Consider the following 24,002-nt stretch of genomic DNA (forward strand, 5'->3'; position numbering starts at 1 on the left):
CGTGCCGATAAGTCCGCTGGAAGTTCCCTCGCGGATTCCCCCCCATAACCTCGACGCCGAGCGCGCCGTCCTGGGGGCCGTGCTGCTCGAAGGCCGGGAGACGTTGCCGCGGGTCATCGAGCTCCTGCGCCGCACCGACTTCTATACGGAAGCGCATCGGACCATCTACGAGACGATGCTCCGGCTGTTCGACCGCGGGGAGCCGGTCGACCTCATCACGCTGAGCGAAGAGCTGCGGCGGATCGCTGCCCTGGAGGCCGTCGGCGGCCCCGCCGCCCTGGCGCTCCTGGTCGAGCACGCCTCCATCGCCGCCCACCTCGGGTCCTACGCCACCATCGTGCGCGACATGGCCGTGCTGCGTGAGCTCATCCAGACGTCGACGCAGATCATCACCCAGGCCTTCGACGCCAAGGAGGACGTGCAGAGCCTGGTCGATGATGCCGAGCGCCGGATCTTCGGGCTCGCCGAGCGCCGGCTGGAGGGCAGCGCCCTGCCCGTCGGCAGGATCCTCAAGAACACCTTCGAGTACATCGAACGGCTCTACGAGCGGAAGGAGCACGTCACCGGCGTGGCCACGGGCTTCGAGAAGCTCGACCTGGAGACGTCGGGTCTGCAGCCCTCGGACTTCGTGATCATCGCCGGCCGCCCGAGCATGGGCAAGACCGCATTCTGTCTCAACATCGCCCAGCACGTGGGGATCGTGCTCGGCGGCAAGGTCCTGTTCCTCAGCCTGGAGATGTCCGCGCCCCAGCTGGTGCAGCGGATGCTCTGCTCGGAGGCGAAGGTGGACTCCCAGGGTGTGCGCACGGGACGGCTCTCGGCCTCCGACTGGCACCGCCTCACCGCAGCGGCCGGGCGCCTGAGCGAGGCGGCGATCTTTATCGATGACTCGCCAGGGCTGACCGTGCTCGAGGCTCGGGCCAAGGCGCGGCGCATGAAGGCCGAGCACGGCCTGGACCTGCTCGTGATCGATTACCTGCAGCTCATGCGGGGGCGGGCCTCGATGGAGAGCCGGCAGCAGGAGATCTCGGAGATTTCCCGATCGCTCAAGGCGCTGGCCAAGGAGCTCAACGTGCCGGTGGTCGCGCTGTCTCAGCTCTCGCGGGCGGTGGAGTCACGGGCCACCCGGGATTTCCGGCCCCAGCTGAGCGACCTGAGAGAGTGCGTGACCGGGGACACGCTCGTACTCCTGGCCGACGGGCAGCGGCGTCCGATCGGCGAGCTCGTGGGCGCGACGCCCGAGGTCCTGGCGATGCACGGGACCGGGAGCATCGCTCCGGCCAAGAGCGAGCGAATCTGGAAGGTCGGCGTCCGCCCGGTATTCCTGATCAGGCTGGCGAGCGGGCGGATGCTGCGAGCCACCGCACAGCACCGTCTGTTTTCCGGGCAGGGGTGGGTGACCGTCAGCGGGCTGGCAGTGGGCGACCGCCTCGCTGTCGCTCGTCGACTGCCCGAGCCCGCTGCGCGGGATGCGTGGCGCGACCTTCGAGTGGCCCTGATGGGTCAGCTGTTCAGCGGGAACTTCGGGCAACGCTCCCATCAGAAGCGGATTCCTCGGGCCGCGTTCATGCTCTCGAACCGGCAGATCGCCCTGCTGCTTCGCCGCCTGTGGGCCACCCACGGCACCATCGCGGTACGCCGCCACTCGCGGGGCAGCCATGGCGTCTCCTACAGCACCAACAGGCCGGGCGCTTCGACCAACAAACCAGGCTACCGCCCTTCGTTCTTTGTCCCCGTATCGGGGGCGTCGCAGTTGCGGCGATTCCTCGATACCGTCGGCGCCTTTGGCCCCCGTCGCGCTCAGGCGGAGCGTCTCAAGGGCTGGTTAGCGGCTCGGAAGGCCAACACGAATGTCGACACGGTGCCGCTCGGGGACGTCGACCGCGTCAGGGCACTGACGCGCGAGAAAGGCCTCTCTACTGGACGAATGGCAGCGCTTCGCGGCACCGCGTACAGAGGAGGGGTACTGCGGTCGCGCGCGACGGACGACCTCTTCTGGGATCGGATCGTCGCGATTTCGCCTGACGGGGAAGCCGAGGTGTTCGACCTGACGGTCCCCGGTCCGGCCTCCTGGCTCGCGGACGGAATCGTCAGCCATAATAGCGGCGCGCTCGAGCAGGACGCCGACCTCATTCTCTTCCTCTATCGTCCCTCGGTCTACAAGGAGGACCTGCCTCCCGACGAGGCCAACATCACCGAGCTCATCATCGGGAAGCAGCGTAATGGCCCGGTGGGCACGGTGAAGGTCGTCTTCCTGCCCCAGTACGCCCGCTTCGAGAACGTCGCGGATCTGCACCGCCAGCCGCAGCCGTTCTGAGCCGCGACCGGCGTCTCAGCGCAGTAAAAAGGCCAGGAACTTTCACTGTCTGCTTCCCGGGTACCCCACTGGAAGCGTTTAGTTTTCAGCTGGTTGCCTCAAAAAGCCGGGGTGGCTCACACGCTGGAACGGCTCTTGCCAATGGATAGCCTCCGAGCGGTCATGCTCAGGAGGCTATCCATGAGTTGCGGGTGCCGTGTAGACGTTGCGTATCAGTTCCACCAGCTCGCCTGCATGGAGTGCGGCGCCGCCTGTTGCCCGGCGTGTGGCGTCCAGCTCGAATCGGTGACGTACTGCGAGCGATGCGCTCGGTCGTTGCTGGGTTACGCTCCCATCCGCCCCGAAGGGCGGTTCGATCTGCACTGAAGCAGGCCCGGACATTCCTCCGGCGCCGGGGTCCTCGGTGAGGCCCCGGCGCCGGCCCCCGACCCGCGGCCCCGTCAACTCGCCGTCGACGCTCTGATACACTTGATCCCCGCGTGATTCGCGAATGAACATCACCCTGAATCCCGACGGCCCCCTCGACGTGCGCGCCACGCTGGCCCGCTATCGGATCTGGGGGGAGGACCCGGCCAATCGCGTCGCCGGGGAGGAGTTCCGTCGTGTGTTGCGACGCGATGGCCAGCTGGTCCCCTATACGGTTCGCAGCCGGGGCACCGTGGACCAGCCCCGGCTCGAGATCGAGGCGCCGGAGCCCGACCTGGACGACGTCGCCGCGGCCATCGTCCGCGAGGTCCGCACGGTCTTCGGTCTGGACTTCGATCTGCCCGGGTTCTATCGGATGGCCAAGGCGGATCCCGTGCTGTCCGGGCTCATCGAGCCGCTCTACGGACTACGCCCGACGCTCGCCCCCTCCGGGCTGGAGATGCTCGTCGGCTCCATCTGCGCGCAGCAAGTCAACCTGACGTTCGCCTTCGCGCTCCGCGCCCGTCTCGTGCGTCGGTACGGCGAGCGCGTGACGATCGGCGACGACGCAGTGTGGGCGTTCCCGGAGCCGGGAGTGCTGGCCCGGGCGCGCGTGTCCGCGCTGAGGACCATGCAGTTCTCGCAGACGAAGGCTCTGGCCATCCGCGGCGTGGCGGACGCCATCGCGTCGGGGGCCCTGGACCTCGAGGCGCTGGGCCGGGCCGCCGACGGCGAGATCATCGCCCGCCTCACCGCGCTGCACGGTGTGGGCCGCTGGACGGTGGACTGGTACCTGGCCCGTTGCCTGGGGCGGGGCAGCGCGTGCGCCGCCGGCGATCTCGGGGTGCGCAAGGCGGTCGCGCGCTACTACGGGCGTGGCCGCATGGCGAGCGAAGGCGCTATTCGCCGCCGGGTCCGGGCCTGGGGGGCGTACCAGAACCTCGCCATCCACTACTTGCTGGCCGGCCTGCGGATGGAGCGCGCCTCGACAGGTGGCGGGTCGTGAACCGCCGGGTGCTCCTGCCCCTCGTCGGGCAACCCGATCCCAACACGCCGAAGGACGTTCACCTGGTGGGGCGCTACGCCGTCGGCGTTACGTGGGCGGACGACCACGGATCCATCTATCCGTTCGAGGGACTGCGCCGTAGCTGCCCGTGCGGCGCCTGTGCCGCGGGGGCGCCGCTGACGACGGCGATGGCCTGGCCGACGGAGATCACCCGCACCGAACGTGGTCTCCGGGTCCTCTGGAGCGATGCTCACGAGAGCCTGTACCCGTATCCAGAGCTCCGGGCGGGCTGCCGGTGCGCGACCTGCACGGGCGGACACTGATGGAGGAGGCTCGCCGCCGACGGGCGCTGGCCGGCATCGTCCTCTCGATCTTCCTGGCGGCTCTGGAGTCGACGGTGGTGGCCACGGCGATGCCCAAGGTCGTGGAGCATCTGGGGGGCATCCATATCTACTCGTGGGTGTTCTCGGGCTTCCTGCTCACGTCGACGGTGGCCATGCCCCTGTGGGGGCGGCTGTCGGATCTGTTCGGACGCCGCTCCACCTACCTGGCCGGCCTCATGATCTTCCTGCTCGGCTCCGCATTGTCGGGAGCGTCCCGCACCATGGGCGAGCTCATTGCGTTCCGGGCCCTCCAGGGCCTGGGCGCCGGCTCGCTGCTGACGATCGGCATGACGATCGTCGCCGACCTCTTCGGCCTCGAGCGCCGGGCCCGGCTGCAGGGCTATCTCTCGGGGGTGTGGGGCGTCGCCTCGCTGCTGGGACCGCTGGTCGGCGGACTGCTGGCCGATCATGCGTCGTGGCGCTGGGTCTTCTACGTCAACCTGCCATTCGGAGTCGTGGCGATGGCGCTGCTCGGGACCGCCCTCGGTGGACAGACGGCGGTACGCCGGCGCCCGACGATCGATTACGCGGGCGTGGCCCTCTTCACGTTGGGGGTGTCGGCGTTGCTGCTGGGCCTGGTGGAGGTCGGTCGGACGGTCACGTGGGCTCGTCCCGGGGTCGTCGGCTTCCTGGTCACGGGCGTGGTGGCGCTCGCCGTGTTCGTCCACGTCGAGCGGCGGGCTCGGGATCCCATCGTCCCGCTGCGCCTCTTCGAGAACCGGGTGGTGATCGCGGCCACGATCACGGGGTTCCTGGCCGGGATGGCCATGTTCGGGGCGATCTCGTTCGTGCCGCTGTTCTTGCAGGGAGTCGTCGGCACTTCGGCGACGCAGGCCGGCTTCGTGTTGACGCCCTTCGTGCTCGGGTGGGTGGCGATGTCGGTCATCAGCGCCCGACTGGTGCTGAGGGTCGGTTACCGGGTCGTGGTGATGACCGGCATGACGTTGCTGGTGGCGGCCTTCGCGTTGCTGGCTCGGTGGGACGCCAGCCTCACCGCGGGGGCCGCCATGCGGAGCATGCTGCTGGGCGGGCTGGGAATGGGAATGAACATGGTTCCCATGCTGATCGCCGTCCAGAGCGCCGTGCCCAGGTCGGAGCTGGGGATCGCGACGTCGATGACGCAGTTCTTTCGCGCCGTCGGCGGCGCCCTCGGCCTCAGCCTGATGGGTGCCGTCATGGCCCGACGGCTGGCCGCGGGCCTGGCGCTGGAGGGCGCGCTCCACGGAGTGTTCGTGGTGGGACTCGTGGTGTGCGCGGCGGCCTTGGCCTCGGCGTTCCTGGTGCCGCCCGGGCGCGCCCGGGACCTGGCCCGGGCCGACGTGCGGAGCGAGCCGACCCGTGCGGGAGGATGACGATGGCCAACGACGTGCCCTTGCTCGAGCGCCTCGCCCAGATGCCGGCAGTCCCCGCCACCGCGGCGGCGGCGCTGGTGGCCGAGCTGCCCAAGGCCCAGACCGACCCCGTGATCGGTCCGCTGTTCGGGATCGACGAGGACGGCGATCCTGCCGTCAGCGCCTTCGTGCCGGCGGTGCTCCAGCAATTCCAGGAACGCCAGGATCTCACGTGCTATGAAGCGCTGCTGGAAGGGCTGACCGGCATCTGGAATGCGGCCGTGCGGGCCGCCGTGGTGACCCGGCTGCGCGAGGCCGGCCTGCCCCCCGACGACCTCTTGCTCCGGCTGCAGAAGCTGTCGCCCACACTGGGGTTCGCCAAGGAGCGCGCGGAATGGGCGCGGCACTGGCTCAGCGATCCGTTCACCCAGGACGCCTTGCTGGTCCAGCAGTGCGTGGTGCGCCTTCTGCTGGCCCTGCGCTGCATGGCCGAAGCCCGGGCCGTCGAGCTGACCGCGCGTAGCGACTGAGAGGAGGGGCCCGATGCACGTGCACGAGCGCAACAAGGAGAAGAAGCGCCTGAACGGCCTCATTCTCCGCTCGCCGATGAAGGTGTACACGGCCTTCCGCGAGATCGGGGAGAAGGTCTTCGCCGACGGCGCCCTGTCCAAGAAGCACAAGGAGCTGACGGCTCTGGCGGTGGCGGTGTCGCAGAACTGCTTCGACTGAATCGATCATCGAGTCGAGGAGGTCCTCGACCAGGGCGCGAGCGAGGCGGAGATCGCCGAGACGCTCGATATCGGGTTGCTCATGGGCGGCACGCTGTCGGTGAAATCGGTCCGCCATGCCGTGGCCGTGCTGGAGCAGTTTCGGGAGGCCCGCCGGGGCTAGGGCAGAGGCATGCTCGTCCAGCTCGAGGGCATCAGCAAAGGCTACGGCGGTCAGCTCCTGTTCCGCGGGCTCGACTGGCGGCTGACGGCCGGGGAGCGCATCGGGCTCGTGGGCCCCAACGGTGCCGGCAAGACCACGCTCTGCCGCATTCTGGCCGGCCTGGAGGACCCGGACGCGGGCCGGGTCAGTCGTGCGCGCGACGCCACGGTCGGTTACTTGCCCCAGGAGGTCGGGGGCACGACGGGCGGCTCGGTCCTGGGCGTGGCCCTCAGCGGCTTCGAGGAGGTCTGGCAGCTCGAGCGGGACATGGAGGCGGTGGCCGCGGCGCTGGCCGCCGCCCCTGGCGAGGCGCTCACCGCCCGTTACGGCGAGCTGCAGCATCGCTTCGAGGCCCTGGGAGGGTACCGGCTGGAGAGCCAGGCGCGCGCGATTCTCTCGGGGCTCGGGTTCGCGTCCGCCGAAGTCACCCGATCGCTCGCGGAGTTCTCGGGAGGCTGGCGCATGCGGGCCGCGTTGGCGCGCTTGCTCCTGATGCGGCCGGCGTTGCTGCTGCTCGACGAGCCGACCAACCACCTGGATCTCGAATCCCTGGCCTGGCTCGAAGGCTTTCTGGCCTCGTACCCCGGCACCGTGGTGGTCGTGTCTCACGACCGCTACTTCCTCAACCGGATGGTGTCCTCGATCGCCGAGCTCGGGCCGGACGGGCTCGCCCTGTACACGGGAACCTACGACGACTACCTGGTCGAGCGCCGGGCCCGGCACGAGTTGCTGGAGGCCCGCGCGCGCAACCAGGCCAAGCGCGTGGCCGAGATCGAGCGTTTCATCGAACGCTTCCGGTACCAGGCGACGAAGGCCCGCCAGGTGCAGAGCCGGATCAAGATGCTGGCGCGCATGGAGCGGGTCGCCGTCGCCGCCGAAGGGCGCCGGATCCATTTCTCGTTTCCCGAGCCGCCGCGAACCGGCCGCCGGGTCGCGCGTTTGGCCGGTGTGCACAAGGCCTACGGTGACCACGTGGTCTATGCGGGCGTGGACTTCGAGGTCGAGCGCGGCGAGCGCGTGGCGCTGGTCGGCGTCAACGGCGCCGGCAAGTCGACGCTGCTGCGCATGCTGGCTGGCGTGCTGCCGTTCGAGCACGGCGAGCGGACGCTGGGCGCCCAGGTCACCGTGCATTACTACGCCCAGCACCAGCTCGACGCGCTCGATCCCGCCCGCTCGGTGCTGGAGGAGCTGACGGCGGTGGCGCCGGAGGTCGGCCATACCAGGTTGCGTACCATCCTGGGCGCCTTCCTCTTCTCCGGCGACGACGTGGACAAGCGGGTCAGCGTGCTGTCGGGGGGCGAGAAGGCCCGTCTGGCCCTGGCCAGGATGCTGGCCCGTCCGGCCGCGCTCCTGTGCCTGGACGAACCCACGAACCACCTGGACCTGGCCTCCCGCGAGGTGCTGGAGGAGGCGCTGGCCTCGTTCGCCGGTACCATCGTCTTCATCTCGCACGACCGGTACTTCATCAACCGCGTCGCGACCAGAGTGGTGGAGGTCGCGGACGGTCGCCTGAGCACCCATCTCGGCGACTACGACTCGTACCTCGCCGCCAAGAGCGCCGTGGTTGGAGGGGAGGAATCCGGCGCCCCGCCCGCCCGGACGGCGGTGGCCCCGGGCGGGGACCGGGGCCGGCGGCGGGAGCGGCCCCGCGCCGGCCGCGCGGTACGAGAGCTCCGACGTCGGCTCGAACAGGTCGAGGCGCAGATCAACGCGCTGGAGGAACGGTTGCGCGGCCTGGGCGAAGCGCTGGCCGACCCGGGGCTCTACGGAGACGGCGAGCGCGTCCGCGCCATCGCTCAGGAGCGCAAGAGCGCCGAAGAGCAGGTGGCCTGGCTCCTCCGCGAGTGGGAGGAGCTCTCCGAGGCCGTGGCCGGCCATGAGTGAGTTCTACGCGCCCGTCGACCCCGCGCTGCTCCGGCGGGAGCGCGCGCGAGCGCGCGAGCTCCGGCAGAGCCAGTGGTGGAAGCGGCGCATCGCCGCCGGCCTCTGCTATTACTGCCGACGTCAGGTCGGTCGCGGCGCGCTCACGATGGATCACCTGGTGCCGCTGGGCCGCGGCGGCCGCAGCGTGCGCGGCAACGTCGTCCCGGCCTGCAAGGACTGCAACACCCGGAAGCAGTCGCTCCTGCCCGTCGAATGGCAGGACTACCTCGCCGCGCTGGCCCGATCCACCCAGGACTGAGCCCTCCCGGGCGCCGGGCTGTATCGAACTTCGCGCATTGACGGGCCTCCGCGAGCCGGATGGAATGAGCACGCTCGCGAGCGTGCGCCGTTCACACCAAAGACGCGGAGGACCGATCAATGCACCTTCAGCTTCGTTCCACGTTGTTGATCGCGCTCATCACGTCGTTCCTGTCCACGGCGGGGCCCTGCCTGGCCGGACCCCCGGCGCCGGCGGCGGCGAAGGCGCCCGGCAAAGCTCAGACGGAGCCGGCCCGGGTCAACATCAACACCGCCGGCGTCCACGAGCTCATGACGCTGTCCGGCGTCGGCCGCGCCATCGCCGAGAGAATCGTGCAGCACCGGCAGACCCAGGGCCGATTCCAGGCGCCGGAGGATCTGCGCAAGGTTCGCGGTGTCGGAGGCGGACTGTTCGAGCGTAACCGCGATCGCATCGTCGTAAAGTGAGCGCCGAGGGCGTTTCTTCTTGGGGGCGCTTGTGCCCTGGAGTACGATGTGGGCAAGTCAGCCGGAGCGGCCAACAGCGCTCCTTCGAGCGTCCCCGCCGACAATTCCGCCGGCGGCTGACGTGGCTGGGCCCCGGGCCGGGAGTCGGCATCCGGTTCGGGGTCGGTGGGACTGGGCCCGCGTGGCGCCCTTGCCGAGATAGGAGGTGATCCAGCCGATGTGTACCCCTGCGGTGATCTGTGAGGTGGATGCCTCCTAGGCAAGTTCCACGCTAGCTCGAGGTGGATCGCCTGGGAGATCCAGGCACCACCGGCCCCGACGATCCCGTCTCACCAACGGGGCGACGCTCCGTCCGAACCGGCGTCGCAAGCATCGTCGGGGCTTTGTTTTAGAGCTTGCGGACGTTCGCGGCCTGCAGCCCCTTGGGACCCCGGGTCACCTCGAACTCGACCTTGTCGCCTTCGGCCAGGCTCTTGAACCCCTGCCCCTGGATGGCGCTGTAGTGGACGAACACGTCCTCACCGCCGTCGACCTGGATGAAGCCGTATCCCTTCGCGTCGTTGAACCACTTCACCGTGCCTTGAGCCATGCTGTCGTTCCTTTCGACGGGGTGTCGGACAAGAAAAAACGTCGCAGGACCAGGTCCTCGCGACGTCACTCCTTTTCAGACCCGATCGGCCGGGACGCCACCCGGGTCCGGCTCGAGCCGGACCCGGGTGGTCTGTGGGGCGGGAGCCCTAGACTTTCCGGACGTTGCTGGCCTGAAGACCCTTCGGGCCGCGCGTCACCTCGAACTCGACGACGTCCCCCTCCGCCAGGCTCTTGAAGCCCTGCGACTGGATGGCGCTGTAGTGAACGAAGACGTCCTCGCCGCCCTCCTGCGTGATGAACCCGTAGCCCTTCGCATCGTTGAACCACTTCACTCGACCTTGTGCCATACCGCTGATTCTCCTTGGGGTCTTCAGCCCCGTGTGCTCCCGCCATACCGGCGGGGTTTGCCCCTTGCGGGGCAAAAGAAAACGCCGTGCGATGCGGGTCTCGCACGGCGTGGCTTGTTCACTATCGCTACCGACGCATCCGTTTTGAACCAGAAAAACGGCGCCAGTCTTACACGGAGCCTTCGGGAACGTCAACCTGATTCTACGGTCCGGGTGACGGGACGGGAGCCGTTCCGGGTCCCGAGCCAGCCTGGCACAGCCACCGAGAAGCGTCCTGCGGTCCCACCCGCCACGATCACGTGAATCTCCTCGATTGACGCGAACTTCGGGATCAGCTCGTCCGGCGGCGGGGCCGGGTGGCGGTAGCGCAGGTTGGTGCCTTCGCCATGGTCGGCGTCGGGTAAGAGCTCTCCGTAGGGCCGGCGGACGCGCTCGTAGAGGTGCTGCCGCAGATCGGCCTTCGTCCAGCCGTCCGCGGCGAAGGTGAGGGCGTGCTCGGGGCCCACCACGAGCAGGGTGTGGGAGTAGAGCGGGAAGTGCTTGCTGTTCCAGAGGCCTACCATCGACCAGCCCAACGACCCCGCCAGCGCCCGCGCCGTGCGGCTGGCGTGGTCCGAAATCCCGTGCGGCGCCTCGCCGGCGAAGAGCGTGACCGCGCTTGCCCCGGAGGCGATCCCCCGTTCCACGTGATAGGCCGGCCAGGGGCTCGCCTCCTCGTGCTCGCCGATGCAGTAGGTATAGCGGCCGGGATGGCCGAACGTGGACATCGAGGTCTGCCCGGGCCTGGCGCCGCCGATGTTGATCATCAGCAGCCGCAACGCCCGCCCGATGGTGGCATTGGCCCGATAGCCGGGACCGAATACGCCGAACGAGCAGTTCAGCCCGATCCGTTGACGGACCGGGCCGTTCACGATGATGAGCGGAGCCGAAAAGTGCGTCGAGCACGCCAGCCCGTGGAGGTTGAAGCTCGGATCGCAGGCCGCCTCGGCGGCGGCGATCACCACCGGCAGATACTCGGGCCGGCAGCCCGCCATGACGGCGTTGACGGCGACTTTTTCGACGGTGAGCCGGCCGTAGTTGGGAGGCATCTCGCCCAGCAGTTCGCCCGCCGGCCGCCGCGTCGACGCCAGCATCTGGTCGACGCGTCGACGCGTCGGCGGCACCACCGGTAAGCCGTCCGTGACACCACGCTCGAACCACTCCTCGAAGTCGTCGCTGCTCATGAGCGGGCGACGGAATGCTATACCGGCGCGATGTTGCCCGCTACCGCCGGGGACGGCCCGCGTGGTGTGCTCAAATTCTGCCCGCTCGCGGTCTCGGCTCGGGGCCAGTTCCACTCGTGACAGTCGGCGTCACAGATGGTGCCATCCGGGCGGAGTTCCCGTGGGTGGCCGGAGACGGCTTCGCTCCCCCCTCGCCGGGAGCCTGGTGAGGCCGCGGCTGGGTCGGGAACTGGGCTCGGGCCGGGACAGCCAACCCCGTGAAAAGCTTTTCCTTTTGCCACCCTCCGGACGGGCCGGCACGGACCGGCTCTAAACCCCTGTCAAACCAGGGTTTTTCTTTAGCCTTGGCATAGACTGTGCTACTGTAAGCCCGCTCCCGCGGGGGGAAGCGGGCGTGCTTTTTATTAACAGTTGCAGTCAGCCTGACGGGGTTTATCGATGTTCTACAGCCTGCTCGCCGGGATGTTTTCCAACGACCTTGCGATTGACCTCGGCACGGCTAACACGCTCGTCTATGTCCGTGGGGAGGGTATTGTCCTCAACGAACCCTCGATCGTGGCCATCCACCAGGCCGACCACTCGGTGCTGGCCGTCGGCCACGAAGCCAAGGCGATGCTGGGCCGCACGCCCGGCAACATCGTGGCCATCCGGCCGCTGAAGGACGGCGTCATCGCCGACTTCGACGTGACGGAGAAGATGCTGCATTATTTCATCAACAAGGTGCACCGGCGCCGGACGCTCGTGCGGCCTCGCATCGTCGTCGGCGTCCCGTCCGGCATCACGCAGGTGGAGAAGCGGGCGGTGCGCGACTCGGCGATGCAAGCCGGGGCCCGGGAAGTGTATCTCATCGAGGAGCCGATGGCCGCCGCGATCGGTGCCGGGCTGCCGATCCAGGAGCCGGGTGGCAACATGATCGTGGACATCGGCGGGGGGACTACCGAGGTCGCCGTCATCTCGCTGAGTGGCATCGTGTATTCCAAGTCGGTTCGGATCGCCGGCGACGAGATGGACGAGGCCATCGTGCAGTACATCAAGAAGCACTACAACCTGCTGGTCGGCGAGCGCCGGGCCGAGGAGATCAAGATCAACCTGGGTTCGGCCTACCCGATGGGCGGCGAGCGCCGGACGATGGAGGTCAAGGGGCGCGATCTCATCGACGGCATTCCCAAGACCATCATGATCACCGACGAGGAGATCCGCGAAGCGCTGCGCGAGCCCGTCATGACGATCGTGGAAACGGTGCGGACGTGCCTGGAGCGCACGCCGCCGGAGCTGGCCGCCGACATCGTCGACAAGGGCATCGTCGTCACCGGCGGCGGTGCGCTGCTGCGAGGGCTCGATCACCTGCTCCGCCAGGAAACCAACCTGCCCGTGACCGCCGCCGATGATCCGCTGTCATGCGTGGCGCTCGGCGTAGGGAGGGTGCTCGACGAGCTCGAGCTCCTTAAGAAGGTCGCGATCCCCGCGTAGGGCGCGCGCCGGGCGGGAGGTGCTGGCGTGAGGATCCGGATGCTGGCGCTGCTCGGCCTGGTCATCGCCGTCTGCCTGGTGCTGCTCACCGTGCAGACGCGCGGCTACGCCGGCCCGGCCGCCGACCTCATCGCCCTGGTCATGACGCCGGTCCAGAAGACGCTGACGGCCGTCCACCGCGTGTCCTTCGGCGTCTGGACCACCTACCGCGACTGGAGGAACGTCCACACCGACAACATGCGCCTGCGCGAGGAGAACCGGCGCCTGCGCGTGGAGGCGCTGGTCGTGACGGAGACGCTGCAGGAGAACATGCGGCTGCGTCGCCTGCTCGACCTGCGGGCCCGGCTCCCCATGGATGCGCTGCCCGGTGAGATCATCGCACGCGAGTGGGGCGGCTGGGTCCGCGCGCTCACCATCAATCGGGGCCGGGCCGACGAGATCCGCAAGCACACGGCCGTGATCTCGCCCGACGGGCTGGTCGGCCGCATCGTGGAAGTGCGCCCGGGGACGTCCGTGGTGCAGGTTCTCTCCGATCCCGCGTCCACGGTGGGAGCCCACGTGCTGCGCACCCGCACGCCCGGTATCGTCGAGGGCGAGCCGCGCGGCACCGTCCGCTTCAAGTACATGGCGCGCGACGGCGCCCTCGCCGTGGGGGACCTCGTGGTCACCGCCGGGCAAGGCGGTCTCTTTCCCCGCGGGGTGCCGATCGGGCGGGTCCAGAATCTCGACCAGAAGGCGTCGGCGCTCTTCCATCACGCGATTCTGGAGCCCGTCGTGGACCTGGCCCGCATCAACGAAGTGCTTCTGGTGACCGGCAACTCGGCCTCCGACATCACCTCGCTCTTCGCGGCGCCGAGCGGAGGCTAGCGTGCGCGGGTGGCTGGCCTTGTCGATCTTCGGTGGCGGCGTCGCGCAGGCGACGATCGCGCCGGCCCTGCAGGTGGGGGATGTCATCCCCGACATTCCGCTGATCGTGGTCGTGCTGCTGGCCCTGCGGCGTGGCCCCGAGTTCGGCTGCCTGGGCGGATTCGCGGCCGGGCTGCTCCAGGACGCCGTGGGCGGCGGTCTGCTCGGCGTGCAGGCCTGCACGAAGGCCCTGGTGGGCTTCGCCATCGGCGCCCTCGGGGGGCGGTTGTGGGTGACCCAGCCCCTGGTCCAGGTGCCGGGTCTGGTTCTGCTCAGCGTCGCCGAGGGCCTCGCCAGGTTCTTGCTCCTCAAGCTCTTCCACTTTCCGGCCCCGTTCGGGCAGCTCATGACCTACGTGGTGTTGCCGCAGGCGCTGTACAACGGCTTCCTGGGCGCCGTCTTCGTCTTCGGCCTGGCCTGGGCCGAGGCCAGGCGAGGTGACGCGTGAGACGTCGACCCGGCCCCTACTCGCGCGGCGGGACGCTGGCCGATGGCGCGGACGTCGGCAAGCGACGGGTGGTGGCCCTGGCCTCGGTGACGCTGATCGCCTTCTGCGTGATCATCGGTCAGCTCTGGTATTTACAGGTATTGGAGGGCGGTCGCTTTCTGGATGCCTCCGACAAGAACCGGATCCGTGTCCGGCCGATCGCCGCCCCGCGGGGCATCCTGTACGACCGGCACGGAGTTCCCCTCGTCGACAATCGACCGGCGTTCACACTGTCGCTCATTCCTCACGAACTGCCCCGGGACCACCAGGAGCGGGACGCCGTCCTGGGCCGGGTCGGGGCCCTGCTACGCATCCCCTTCGCCGAGCTCGCCGAATCGGTCGCGCGGGTGCCGGCCGATTCCTTCCTGCCCGTGCGTGTGCGCCGCGGCCTCACGCTGGAGGACATGGCCAAGGTCGAGGAGTGGAAGCTGGAGCTGCCCGGCGTCATCGTCGAGGTCGAGCCCCAGCGAGCCTACATGTCCAGCCGCTTCGCCGCCCACCTGCTGGGGTACGTGCGCGAAGCCAACGACGAGCAGCTCCGTCAAGGTCGCTACCGTCGCGGTGACATGGTCGGTCAGAGCGGCCTGGAGCGGCTCCTGGACGAGCATCTGCGAGGCCGCGACGGGGGCGAGCGCATCGAGGTCGATGTCATGGGGCGCCCGGTTCGCCTCATCCAGCAGACCGACCCGGTGCCGGGAGCCCAGGTCGTCACGACCATCGACCGCCGGATCCAGGAGGCCGCCGAGACGGCGATGGAAGATCGGGCCGGCGCGGTGGTCGTGATGGACCCGCGCACCGGGGACGTGCTGGCGATGGTGTCCACGCCGGCGTTCGAGATCGACCGTTTCACCGGCACCATCGATCGGGCGGCCTGGCTGCGGGTCGTCAAGGATCCCGAGCACCCGCTGCTGAATCGGGTGCTGCAGAGCCAGTACGCGCCCGGGTCCATCTTCAAGATCGTGGTGGCGGCGGCCGGGCTGCAGGAGCGCGTGCTTACCCCGGTGGACCGCGGGTACTGCAACGGCGTGTTCCAGCTGGGCCGGGGCACCTTCCGGGACTGGAAGCAGGGCGGGCACGGCTTCGTCAACCTCAAGCGGGCCCTGGCCGAATCCTGCAACATCTTCTTCTACGAGGCGGGCCTCAAGATCGGAGGGCCCACCATCGTGAAGTATGCGCGGGCCTTCGGCCTGGGCCAGTCCACCGGCGTGGATCTGGGCGGCGAGCGGTTCGGTGTGCTGCCCAAGCCCAAGACCAGGCGCGGCCGGGAGATCTGGCAGCCGGGCGACGTCGTCAACATCTCCATCGGGCAGGGCCAGCTGGCGGTCACTCCGCTGCAGGTGGCCAGGTTCATGGCGGCGGTGGCCAACGGCGGCGTCCTGTGGAAGCCGCGCCTGGTGCAGCGTATCGAGCGGCCCGACCGGGGTGTCCTCTGGGCGGACAACGGCCAGGTGATGGGGCACGTGGAGTTGTCGCCGCTGATCTGGGCCTTCCTCCGCCAGAGCCTGCTGGCGGTCGTCCAGGACGGCACCGGCGTGCCCGCGCGCATCCCCGGCCTGGAGATCGCCGGCAAGACGGGCACTTCACAGATGATGGCCCACTCCCGGTCGGACCGGGGCCAGGACCACGCGTGGTTCGCCGCGTTCGCGCCGGCGGGCAACCCCGAGGTCGTGGTCGTGGTGCTCGTCGAGCGCGGCGGCCGGGGGAGCCAGGTGGCGGCGCCGATCGCCCGCAAGATCCTCAACGCCATCTTCTTCGAGAAGGTGGCCGCGCTGGAGCTCGCGGGGTGAGCAACCCCGGCTTCGGGAGCGCCTATTCGGTCACGGTGGGGATCGATCGCCGCCTGCTCCAGAACGTCGACTGGCTCCTGCTCGCCGCTGCCGCCGGGCTCCTGGCCATGAGCGCGACCACGCTCACCAGCCTCAACATCGGGCGGACGAGCGGCGGGGTCGCCTTCCGCCAGCTGCTCTGGATCGGGATCGGGACCATGGCGATGCTCGTCGTGGCCAGCATCGACTATCGCAGGCTGGTGCGCATGGCGCCCCTGCTCTACGTCGCGGGCATCGGGGGGCTCGTCACCGTTCTGGTGGTGGGCCGTACCGTCTCGGGGGCGCGCCGGTGGATCTCGCTCGGCACGTTTTCCGTGCAGCCCTCGGAGTTCTTCAAGATCTGCTTTCTCATCACGCTGGTGTGGTTTCTCACGTCGCGCTGGGCGCAGCCGGTGAGTCCGGCCGTCCTGGTGGCGGCGGCGCCGATCGTCGCCGTGCCGTTCCTCATCATCGTCCGGCAGCCGGACCTGGGCACGGCGCTCATGCTCTATCCCCTGCTGATGGCCCTCTTGATCGCCGCGGGGACGCGGCTCCGGCTCCTGGGCGGGTTCGTGCTGGCCTGCCTGGCGACCCTGCCGGTGGCCTGGTTCGCGCTACGGGACTATCAGCGGGAACGAATCATGGTGTACCTGGATCCGTTCCGTGATCCGCTGGGGAGCGCGTACAACGTGATCCAGGCCAAGATTGCCATCGGGTCGGGTCAGCTCCTGGGCAAGGGAATCGCCGGCGCCACACAGAGCCGGCTGGCCTTCTTGCCGGAGCGCCACACGGACTTCATTTTCGCCGTATTCGCCGAGATGTGGGGGTTCGTCGGTTGTCTGGTGCTGCTGGCCTGCTACGGATTGCTCCTGCTGCGCGGCTTCGAGATCGCCGCCGCCGCGCGAGAACCGGTGGGAAGGCTCGTGGCCCTGGGCGCCACGTCGCTGCTGGGGATCCAGATGCTCATCAACGTGGGGATGGTGACGGGCCTGCTGCCCGTCGTCGGCATCCCCTTGCCGTTCATGAGCTACGGGGGATCTTCCATGCTCGTTTCCATGACGACCCTTGGCCTGTTGCTCTCGGTCCGGATGCGGCAGTTCCAATGAGGCATGACGAGCTCTCCTGCTCCGCGGGAGGCCGGCGTGCCGGCGAGGTGCTGCCGTGGGCAAACGGATTCTCGTCAATGCCGGGATCACCGAAACGCGCGTGGCCGTGCAGGAAGGCAATCTCCTCACCGAGATCTATCTGGAGCGCCACGCCCGCCGCTCGATCGTCGGGAGCGTTTATAAGGGTGTCGTAACGAACGTCCTGCCCGGCATGCAGGCCGCGTTCGTCGATATCGGTCTCACCAAGGACGCCTTCCTCTACGCCGGCGACTACGCGGCGCCGGGGGTCGAGGACGGTCGCGACCTGGAGCTGGAGGAGGAGACCGACACCGCCGAGGCCGAGGTGGCCGACGGCGACGTGGCCGACGAAGCCTCCCGCCGGGCCCCCCGCACCCCCATCGAGGAGAGCCTACGCAAGGGCCAGGAGGTGCTGGTCCAGGTCTCCAAGGAGTCGCTGGGGAGCAAGGGCGCGCGCATCACCTCCTTCATCTCGTTGCCCGGACGCTACCTGGTCTACATGCCGCTGGCCCATCACATCGGGGTGTCCCGCCGGATCCGTGACGACCAGGAGCGGGACCGGCTGCGGGCCATCGTGCGGAGCCTGAATCCTCCGCCGGGTGGATTCATCGTGCGCACCAATGCCGAGGGCAAGGGGGAAGCCGAGCTCGCCGCCGATGTCGAGTTCCTGGCCCGTCTGTGGTCGCAGATCCAGAGCCGCGCCCAGCAGGCCACGGCCCCGGCGGCCCTGCACGAGGAGATGGACCTGACCTTTCGCGTCGTGCGTGATCTGCTGTCCCCCGAGGTCGACGAGTTCATCGTCGACAGCCGGGAGGTCTACGCGAAGTGCCTGGACTACGTGCGCTCGCTGGTCCCCGGGCTGGCCGGGCGCGTCATCCTGCACGAGGGGCGCACGCCGCTGTTCGAGGCGCACGGGGTGGAGAAGGACATCGAGCGGGCGCTGCGCCGGCGGGTCTGGCTCAAGTCCGGCGGCTACATCGTCATCGACCACACCGAGGCGCTGGTGTCCATCGACGTCAATACCGGCAAGTACGTGGGCAAGCGCGATTTCGAGCAGACCGTGTTGAAGATCAACCTCGAGTCGGTGGCCGAGATCGTGCGGCAGATCCGGTTGCGCGACCTGGGCGGCATCATCATCATCGACTTCATCGACATGGAGGTGCCCGAGCACCGCGAGCAGGTGTACCGAGCGCTGAAGCGGGCGCTGGCCGAGGACAAGGCTCGGACCAACGTGCTGGAGATCTCCGCGCTCGGCCTCGTCGAGATGACCCGTAAGCGGGTGCGTCAGGACCTCCGGTCGCTGCTCACCATGCCGTGCCCGACGTGCCGGGGCAGCGCGGTCATCCGGTCGGACGCCACGCTGGCCGCCGAGATCTTCCGGGCGGTGCAGGCCAAGGCGGCCGAGTCCACCGGCCGCGAGATCGTGGTCCGGGTCCACCCCGACATGGCCGCCTATTTCGAGGGCGACGGGCGGGACGGGTTGGCCCGACTCTCGGCCGCGCTCGACCTCAAGGTCGGCGTCCAGGCGGCGACGGGGTTGCACCGCGAGGAGTATCAGATCCAGACGCGGTAGCTCGCGGCCGCGGTCGGCAGTGCGCGCGGCCGGCGGATAGGGTGAGACGCCCGGCGACCACGAGCGCGGCGGCGCTCACCGGGTCGCGCGATTCCATCGATAGGCTACGCCCGGTCACAGTAAGAGGGAAACGGGTCGGCGGGGGTCTCACCCCACCCGCCGGCTGCGGTCACACCGGCCGGCGGCGAGACCGGGTCGGTGGGGGTCTCATCCACGGCAGCCCGTGCCGGCCCGCGAACACGGCGCGGCGGTGACACCGCGTCTGGATGGCGTGGTAGCATCCGGGCGATGCAGGAGTTGCCGGTGCTGCCCACCAGTGTTTGTGGCTCCCATGCGTTGCCTTCCTGGGTGTTCCTCGTGCGCGAGGCCCAGGAGGCCGGGCGGTTGGGGCCGGTGGATCTGCGGGAGGCCTATGACGACGCGGTCCGGGTCGCCATGCGGGATCAGCTCGAGGCGGGAATCGACGTCATCTCCGACGGCGAGATGCGCCGCGTCACCTTCATCCGCGGCTTCTACGAGCGCCTCACCGGGCTCGAGCCCCTTCCGGTCCCTCGCCGGCTCGGCCCGCTGAACTACGACTCGCACTGCCCCTACCAGGTCGTGGGCCGCGTGGAGGCCCCCGACGGTCTCGGTATCGTGGACGAGTTCCGGTTCGCCCGGGCCCACACCGATCGCCGGCTCCGCGTGGCCGTGCCCGGCCCCATGACGCTGCTGATGCCGCTGCGGCGAGCCGCGCCCTACACCACCGAGGAGAGCCTGGTGGCCGACCTGTCCGCGATCGTCAACCGGGAGATCCGCGGCCTGGTCGCGGCCGGCTGCGACTTCGTCCAGGTGGACGAGCCGAACTACGTCATGACCGCAGGCAAGCACCGCATCGTCAAGGCCGGACCCGGACCGATGCTGCAAGCGCTGGCCGCCGCGGTGGACGGAATCGGAATCAAGCTGGCCCTGCACGTATGCTTCGGCAACGCCCACAACCACGCCTTCGCGACCCCCCGGCGCTACGCTCCGCTGTTCCCCCACATCCTCGAGGCGCCGGTCCAGCAGTTCGTCTTCGAGTACGCCAGCCGGGAGATGGCGGAGATCGAGCTGTGGAGCGTGCACGGCACCGATAAGGAAGTGGCGGCCGGGGTGATCGACGTCAAGGCCTTCCGCGTGGAATCGCCGGAAGAGGTGGCGGCCCGCGTCCGAGTGGCCCTCAAGCACGTGCCGCCCGAGCGGCTGTGGCTCGTCCCCGACTGCGGGCTGTGGGAAACGCCGCGCTGGGTCGCGGTGTCCAAGCTGCGCTCGCTGGTGGAGGCGGCTCGCCTGCTGCGGCGGGAGCTGTCGGGCAAGCCCTGAGGTGACGCGCCCGCGTCCCTCCCGGCTGAGCAGCGGGCGGATCCTGAAGGAGCTGCGGGTCGCCGCCCGCCGCGGCGACCGGACCGCCCTGGCCGTGGCCCTCGACCAGATGCGCACGCTGGCGTTTTCGCCTCGGTACTGGGAGAAGTATCTGCTCCTGCTGCGCAATCCGCTGGCGCGCGTGGTCGACCTCCTCGTCATCAAGCAGGGCGACCGGATCGCGCACCAGAAGGGCTGGAAGCAGCTCGGAGGGGGGCTTCGCCCCCCGTCCATGAAGTTGGAGGGGGCAGCGGCCGCTCCCTCCAAACCTCCCCGTTCGCGTGACGCGCGACAACGCTCGCGCGGGCGAAGCCCGCGCTCGAAGCGCCCGACCGCGGCGCGGCGGAGCCGCCCGGCTGGCGGGGCCGAACAGCCGCTCCTCTTCGAGCTGTAGCTGGGCGCGCGTTCTTTGACAGGCGCGGCGGCCCGGAGCAGAATACCCGTGCCGGGTATTGGGTCCGGGGGGGCCAATGATCGACGAGACGACGAAGGCCAAGGCGCTGGGCCGGCTCCGCCGCATCGAGGGGCAGGTCCAGGGGCTGCAGCGCATGATCGGCAACAGCGAGTCCTGCGTGGACATTCTCCTGCAGATCTCCGCGGTGCAGGGGGCCCTGGAGCAGGTGCGGAAGCTGCTGCTGGGCCGCCACATCGAGTCCTGTGTCTCCGAGGCCGTCCGCGCGGGATCCCGCGGGGATCGGCAGCGGAAGATCGACGAGCTGATCGAGGTGTTCGCGCGGTTCGGAGGCCGGTGATGCCGACGCTGGAGCGCGCCACCCTGCCGGTGCGCGGCATGCATTGCGCGGCCTGCGTGGGCAAGGTCGAGGGGGCGCTGCGCGCGGTGCCCGGCGTCGGCGAGGCCTCGGTGAATCTGGCCACCGAGCGCGCCACCGTCGCCTTCGATCCGGGCGCCGTCGACCTGGCCGCGCTGCAGGCTGCGGTGGCGTCCGCCGGCTACGAGCTCCTGGAGCCGACCGAAGCCGGCCCGGTGGCCCTGGACCGGGAGCAAGCCGAGCGGGAGCGTGAGCAGGCGGCGCTGCGCCGTCGTTTCATCGTGGGGGCGGTGCTCTCCGCGCCCGTGATCGTCGGCAGCATGACCGAGCTGTTCCCGTGGGGGCCGGGCTGGCTTCGCGATCCCTGGGTGCTGCTGGCGCTCGCCACCCCGGTGCAGTTCTGGGTGGGCGCCCCCTTCCACCGAGGGCTCCTGCGAGACCTTCGCTACCGCTCCGCCAGCATGTCGACCCTGGTCTCGCTGGGGACCAACGCGGCCTACCTCTTCAGCCTCGCCGTCACCGTCTGGCCCCACGCCTTCATGGGCCTGGGCGCCATGACCTACTACGAGACGAGCGCCGTCGTGATCACCCTCGTCGTGCTGGGCCGGTGGCTGGAGGCCCGCGCCCGCGGGCGGACGTCGGAAGCGATCCGCCGGCTGGTGAGCCTGGCGCCCCGCACGGCTCGCCTGGTGCGAGAGAGCCAGGAGCTCGACGTGCCGACGGACGCTGTCGTCGTCGGGGACCTGATTCGGATCCGTCCCGGCGAGCGGATCCCCGTCGACGGGGTCGTGGTCGAGGGCGCCTCGGCGGTGGACGAGTCCATGCTGACCGGTGAGAGCCTGCCCGTGGAGAAGGCGCCGCAGTCCCGGGTCGTGGCCGGCACCGTGAACCGCGCCGGGAGCTTCGTCTTCCGGGCTACCGCCGTGGGCAGCGAGACGACGCTCGCCCGGATCATCCGCCTGGTAGAGGATGCGCAAGGGTCGCGGGCGCCGATCCAGCGTCTGGCCGACCGCGTCGCCGCGGTCTTCGTGCCGATCGTGCTCGGCGTGGCGGGGCTCACGTTCGCCGGGTGGCTGCTCGTCGGCCCGGAGCCCGCCCTGGTCCTGGCCCTGACGACCGCGGTGTCCGTGCTCGTGATCGCCTGTCCTTGCGCGATGGGGCTGGCCACCCCGACGGCGATCATGGTGGCCACCGGCAAGGGGGCCGAGCACGGCCTGCTCATCAAGAGCGCGGCAGCCCTGGAGCTCCTGCACAAGGTCGATGTCGTCGTCTTCGACAAGACGGGCACGCTGACCATCGGGCGCCCCGAGATCACCGACGTGATCCCGGTCACGGGCAACGGCGACGTCGCCATCGACGATGTGCTGGGACTGGCCGCGGCCGCCGAGCAGGCCTCCGAGCATCCCCTCGGGGAGGCCATCGTGCGGCGGGCCAAGGAACGAGGCGTGGCGTTGCCGCCGGTGACCGAGTTCACCAGCCTGGCCGGTCAGGGTGTGGACGCTCTCACCACCGAGGGGCGCATCTTGCTCGGCAACCGCCTGCTCATGGAGAGCCGCGGGATCGTGGCGCCGGAAGCCAGCGGCCCGGCGCGGGGCGAGGCGAGCCCGGACGACGAGCAGGCCCGGGCGCTGCAGGCCGAGGGCAAGACGGTCATCTTTCTCGCGTACGCCGGACGCCTGGTCGCCCGACTCGCCGCCGCCGACGTGCTGAAGTCCGATGCCGCGGCGACGGTGCGGCGACTGAAGGCCCTGGGCGTGACCGTCATCATGTTGACCGGCGACAACCGGCAGACCGGTGCGGCGATCGCCCGGAAGGCCGGCATCGAGCGCGTCCTGGCCGAGGTGCTACCGGAGGACAAGTCCCGCGAGATCCGGCGGCTGCAGGAGCAGGGATACCTCGTCGCCATGGTGGGCGACGGCGTCAACGACGCTCCCGCGCTGGCGGTGGCCGACGTGGGCATCGCCATGGGGACCGGGACCGACGTCGCCATCGAAGCGGCGGACGTGACGGTGATGCGGGGCAAGCTCGCTCACGTGGTGGCCGCGATCGAGCTGTCCCGCCGCACGATCCGCATCGTCAAGGAAAACCTGGTGTGGGCGTTCGGCTACAACGTCGTCCTCATCCCCCTGGCGGCCGGAGTCCTCTACCCGCTGGGCGGGGGGTTGCTCTCGCCGATCCTGGCCGGAGCGGCGATGGCGTTGTCGTCCGTGTCCGTCGTCGCCAACAGCCTCCGGCTCCGGCGCTGGGCGCCGCGGGCCGGAGTCGACGTGGAGGAGAAGGTATGGCCGTCGATCCCGTCTGCAAGATGACCGTCGAGCCCGCCAAGGCCGCCGCGCAGTCGGCCTACAAGGGGCAGATCTACTACTTCTGTGCGGTGGGCTGCAAGCAGAAGTTCGATCGGGAGCCCGAACGCTACACCGGTCAGCAGTGAGCGCAACCCAGCTGCAGCCGCGTCTCCTGGCCGGACGTGACACGTACCAGCGCCGGGTGGAGGCGTGGACCGACAACCTCGAGGCCGAGGCCCTGACCCACACGGTCAGGATCGCCGACGACGACCGCGCCGTGGAGCTCGAGGTCCTCGCCCTGCCCTCGCCGGCCTACGAGATCCGGAATGCCTCGTGTCGGGTTCTGGCCGGGGATGTCGGCCCCGACGTCGTTCTGGGCATGGCGTCCCTGGCCGGAGTCAGGATGGTGGCCGGGTTCACGCGCCGAGTCGCTGAGGCCACGGGCGGCGGCGCCGGCGCGCCTCTGGCGGTGGACGCGGCCATCGAGGTCGCGCGGCTGGCCCGTCAGACGACCAGATTGCCTCGCGCGCAGGCGGAGCGGGCGGGGACCGGCGCCTGGGAGTGCTGGCAGCTCGACATGGCCGGGTGGGTCGACCTGCCCGAGTCCTGCTTCACCTACAGCCAGGCCGGCCGCGCGGTCTTCGGAACCCGCACGGTCACCGCGACGGCCGAGCCCGACCTCTACAGCCCCCGGCCCGGCCAGCGGCGCGTATTCGTGAGGCGGAAGTTGGCGAGCCTGGCGCGCCTCGAGGGCCGTCTCCGGCTTTTCCACTCCATGCACGACAACGTGCACGGCTTCGAGCTGACGTGCGAGGTCGATGCCGCCTCCGGCACGATCGTCCAGGCCGAGCACATCACTTCCCGGCTGCCGTACGCGGGCGTCTGCACGGAGCCCCAGGCGCGGCTGCGCGCGCTGGTGGGCGAGCGCGTGGACGAGGGGCTGCGCAAGCGCCTCGGCACGCTCGTGGGCGGCCCGTCGGGCTGCAGCCAGCTCTACGACCTCACGGCCGACTTGCTCAAGCTCCTGGCAGCCTGAGCGGG

24 protein-coding genes are annotated in these 24,002 nt (G+C 69.7%); 21 read left to right on the plus strand and 3 right to left on the minus strand.

Features of this window, described 5'->3' with window-relative positions; all coding sequences use genetic code 11:
• Nucleotide 1 precedes the first annotated feature (1 nt).
• From dnaB to VFR64_13745, 9 genes are all read left to right on the plus strand, one after another.
• Entirely contained in the window at nt 2–2,317 is a 2,316-nt protein-coding gene (gene dnaB / locus VFR64_13705) for a replicative DNA helicase (GenBank protein HET9490795.1), read from the plus strand.
• 490 nt (nt 2,318–2,807) lie between these two features.
• Complete coding sequence (locus tag VFR64_13710; GenBank protein ID HET9490796.1) at nt 2,808–3,728, plus strand: hypothetical protein; 921 nt, start codon at nt 2,808–2,810, stop codon at nt 3,726–3,728.
• Complete coding sequence (locus VFR64_13715; GenBank protein HET9490797.1) at nt 3,725–4,051, plus strand: gamma-butyrobetaine hydroxylase-like domain-containing protein; 327 nt, start codon at nt 3,725–3,727, stop codon at nt 4,049–4,051. The genes VFR64_13710 and VFR64_13715 overlap by 4 nt, the downstream gene beginning before the upstream one ends.
• On the plus strand, nt 4,024–5,463 hold the full coding sequence (locus VFR64_13720; GenBank protein HET9490798.1) for an MDR family MFS transporter: 1,440 nt from the start codon (nt 4,024–4,026) through the stop codon (nt 5,461–5,463). The genes VFR64_13715 and VFR64_13720 overlap by 28 nt, the downstream gene beginning before the upstream one ends.
• Before the next feature lie 2 nt (nt 5,464–5,465).
• Entirely contained in the window at nt 5,466–5,972 is a 507-nt protein-coding gene (locus tag VFR64_13725; protein HET9490799.1) for a hypothetical protein, read from the plus strand.
• Nucleotides 5,973–5,985: 13 nt separating this feature from the next.
• Nucleotides 5,986–6,171, plus strand: coding sequence for a carboxymuconolactone decarboxylase family protein (locus VFR64_13730; GenBank protein ID HET9490800.1), 186 nt, complete (start codon nt 5,986–5,988; stop codon nt 6,169–6,171).
• Between the two features lie 171 nt (nt 6,172–6,342).
• On the plus strand, nt 6,343–8,256 hold the full coding sequence (locus VFR64_13735; GenBank protein HET9490801.1) for an ABC-F family ATP-binding cassette domain-containing protein: 1,914 nt from the start codon (nt 6,343–6,345) through the stop codon (nt 8,254–8,256).
• The gene (locus VFR64_13740) at nt 8,249–8,554 is read left to right on the plus strand and encodes an HNH endonuclease signature motif containing protein (protein HET9490802.1); all 306 of its coding nucleotides are present in this window, start codon (nt 8,249–8,251) and stop codon (nt 8,552–8,554) included. The genes VFR64_13735 and VFR64_13740 overlap by 8 nt, the downstream gene beginning before the upstream one ends.
• Nucleotides 8,555–8,673: 119 nt before the next feature.
• Nucleotides 8,674–9,000: a ComEA family DNA-binding protein gene (locus VFR64_13745; GenBank protein HET9490803.1), complete on the plus strand. Its 327-nt coding sequence runs from the start codon at nt 8,674–8,676 to the stop codon at nt 8,998–9,000.
• Nucleotides 9,001–9,388: 388 nt separating this feature from the next.
• Here the strand turns inward: VFR64_13745 and VFR64_13750 are convergent, their stop codons facing one another.
• From VFR64_13750 to VFR64_13760, 3 genes are all read right to left on the minus strand, one after another.
• Nucleotides 9,389–9,589, minus strand: a complete 201-nt coding sequence (locus VFR64_13750; protein HET9490804.1) for a cold-shock protein — start codon at nt 9,587–9,589, stop codon at nt 9,389–9,391.
• 148 nt (nt 9,590–9,737) lie between these two features.
• Nucleotides 9,738–9,938 carry a cold-shock protein gene (locus tag VFR64_13755; GenBank protein HET9490805.1) on the minus strand — a complete coding sequence of 67 codons (201 nt, stop codon included), beginning with the start codon at nt 9,936–9,938 and terminating at the stop codon, nt 9,738–9,740.
• A 191-nt stretch (nt 9,939–10,129) separates the two neighbouring features.
• Entirely contained in the window at nt 10,130–11,161 is a 1,032-nt protein-coding gene (locus tag VFR64_13760; protein HET9490806.1) for a hypothetical protein, read from the minus strand.
• A 438-nt stretch (nt 11,162–11,599) separates the two neighbouring features.
• Here VFR64_13760 and VFR64_13765 point away from each other — a divergent pair, with 438 nt between their 5' ends.
• The 12 genes from VFR64_13765 to VFR64_13820 all read left to right on the plus strand — a co-directional run bounded on the left by VFR64_13765 (nt 11,600) and on the right by VFR64_13820 (nt 23,997).
• Complete coding sequence (locus VFR64_13765) at nt 11,600–12,631, plus strand: rod shape-determining protein (protein ID HET9490807.1); 1,032 nt, start codon at nt 11,600–11,602, stop codon at nt 12,629–12,631.
• 27 nt (nt 12,632–12,658) lie between these two features.
• Nucleotides 12,659–13,498: a rod shape-determining protein MreC gene (mreC, locus tag VFR64_13770; GenBank protein ID HET9490808.1), complete on the plus strand. Its 840-nt coding sequence runs from the start codon at nt 12,659–12,661 to the stop codon at nt 13,496–13,498.
• 1 nt (nt 13,499) lies between these two features.
• Complete coding sequence (gene mreD, locus VFR64_13775) at nt 13,500–13,985, plus strand: rod shape-determining protein MreD (GenBank protein HET9490809.1); 486 nt, start codon at nt 13,500–13,502, stop codon at nt 13,983–13,985.
• Nucleotides 13,982–15,811, plus strand: coding sequence for a penicillin-binding protein 2 (gene mrdA / locus VFR64_13780; protein ID HET9490810.1), 1,830 nt, complete (start codon nt 13,982–13,984; stop codon nt 15,809–15,811). The genes mreD and mrdA overlap by 4 nt, the downstream gene beginning before the upstream one ends.
• Nucleotides 15,808–16,935: a rod shape-determining protein RodA gene (gene rodA / locus VFR64_13785; GenBank protein HET9490811.1), complete on the plus strand. Its 1,128-nt coding sequence runs from the start codon at nt 15,808–15,810 to the stop codon at nt 16,933–16,935. Before mrdA ends, rodA begins: the two co-directional genes overlap by 4 nt.
• 55 nt (nt 16,936–16,990) lie before the next feature.
• A complete protein-coding gene (locus VFR64_13790) occupies nt 16,991–18,526 on the plus strand; it encodes an Rne/Rng family ribonuclease (GenBank protein ID HET9490812.1) in 1,536 nt (511 codons plus the stop codon).
• 288 nt (nt 18,527–18,814) lie between these two features.
• Nucleotides 18,815–19,867 carry a methionine synthase gene (locus VFR64_13795; protein ID HET9490813.1) on the plus strand — a complete coding sequence of 351 codons (1,053 nt, stop codon included), beginning with the start codon at nt 18,815–18,817 and terminating at the stop codon, nt 19,865–19,867.
• 1 nt (nt 19,868) lies between these two features.
• Nucleotides 19,869–20,300, plus strand: a complete 432-nt coding sequence (locus tag VFR64_13800; GenBank protein HET9490814.1) for a hypothetical protein — start codon at nt 19,869–19,871, stop codon at nt 20,298–20,300.
• A 76-nt stretch (nt 20,301–20,376) separates the two neighbouring features.
• On the plus strand, nt 20,377–20,658 hold the full coding sequence (locus tag VFR64_13805) for a metal-sensitive transcriptional regulator (protein HET9490815.1): 282 nt from the start codon (nt 20,377–20,379) through the stop codon (nt 20,656–20,658).
• Nucleotides 20,658–22,985 (plus strand): heavy metal translocating P-type ATPase, encoded by a 2,328-nt coding sequence (locus VFR64_13810; protein ID HET9490816.1) that lies wholly within the window; start codon nt 20,658–20,660, stop codon nt 22,983–22,985. The genes VFR64_13805 and VFR64_13810 overlap by 1 nt, the downstream gene beginning before the upstream one ends.
• A complete protein-coding gene (locus VFR64_13815; protein ID HET9490817.1) occupies nt 22,958–23,107 on the plus strand; it encodes a YHS domain-containing protein in 150 nt (49 codons plus the stop codon). The genes VFR64_13810 and VFR64_13815 overlap by 28 nt, the downstream gene beginning before the upstream one ends.
• The gene (locus VFR64_13820; protein HET9490818.1) at nt 23,104–23,997 is read left to right on the plus strand and encodes a DUF2889 domain-containing protein; all 894 of its coding nucleotides are present in this window, start codon (nt 23,104–23,106) and stop codon (nt 23,995–23,997) included. Before VFR64_13815 ends, VFR64_13820 begins: the two co-directional genes overlap by 4 nt.
• Nucleotides 23,998–24,002 lie beyond the last annotated feature (5 nt).

It is taken from the genome of Candidatus Methylomirabilota bacterium (assembly GCA_035709005.1).
In the GTDB taxonomy this organism is placed as follows: Bacteria; Methylomirabilota; Methylomirabilia; order Rokubacteriales; family CSP1-6; genus 40CM-4-69-5.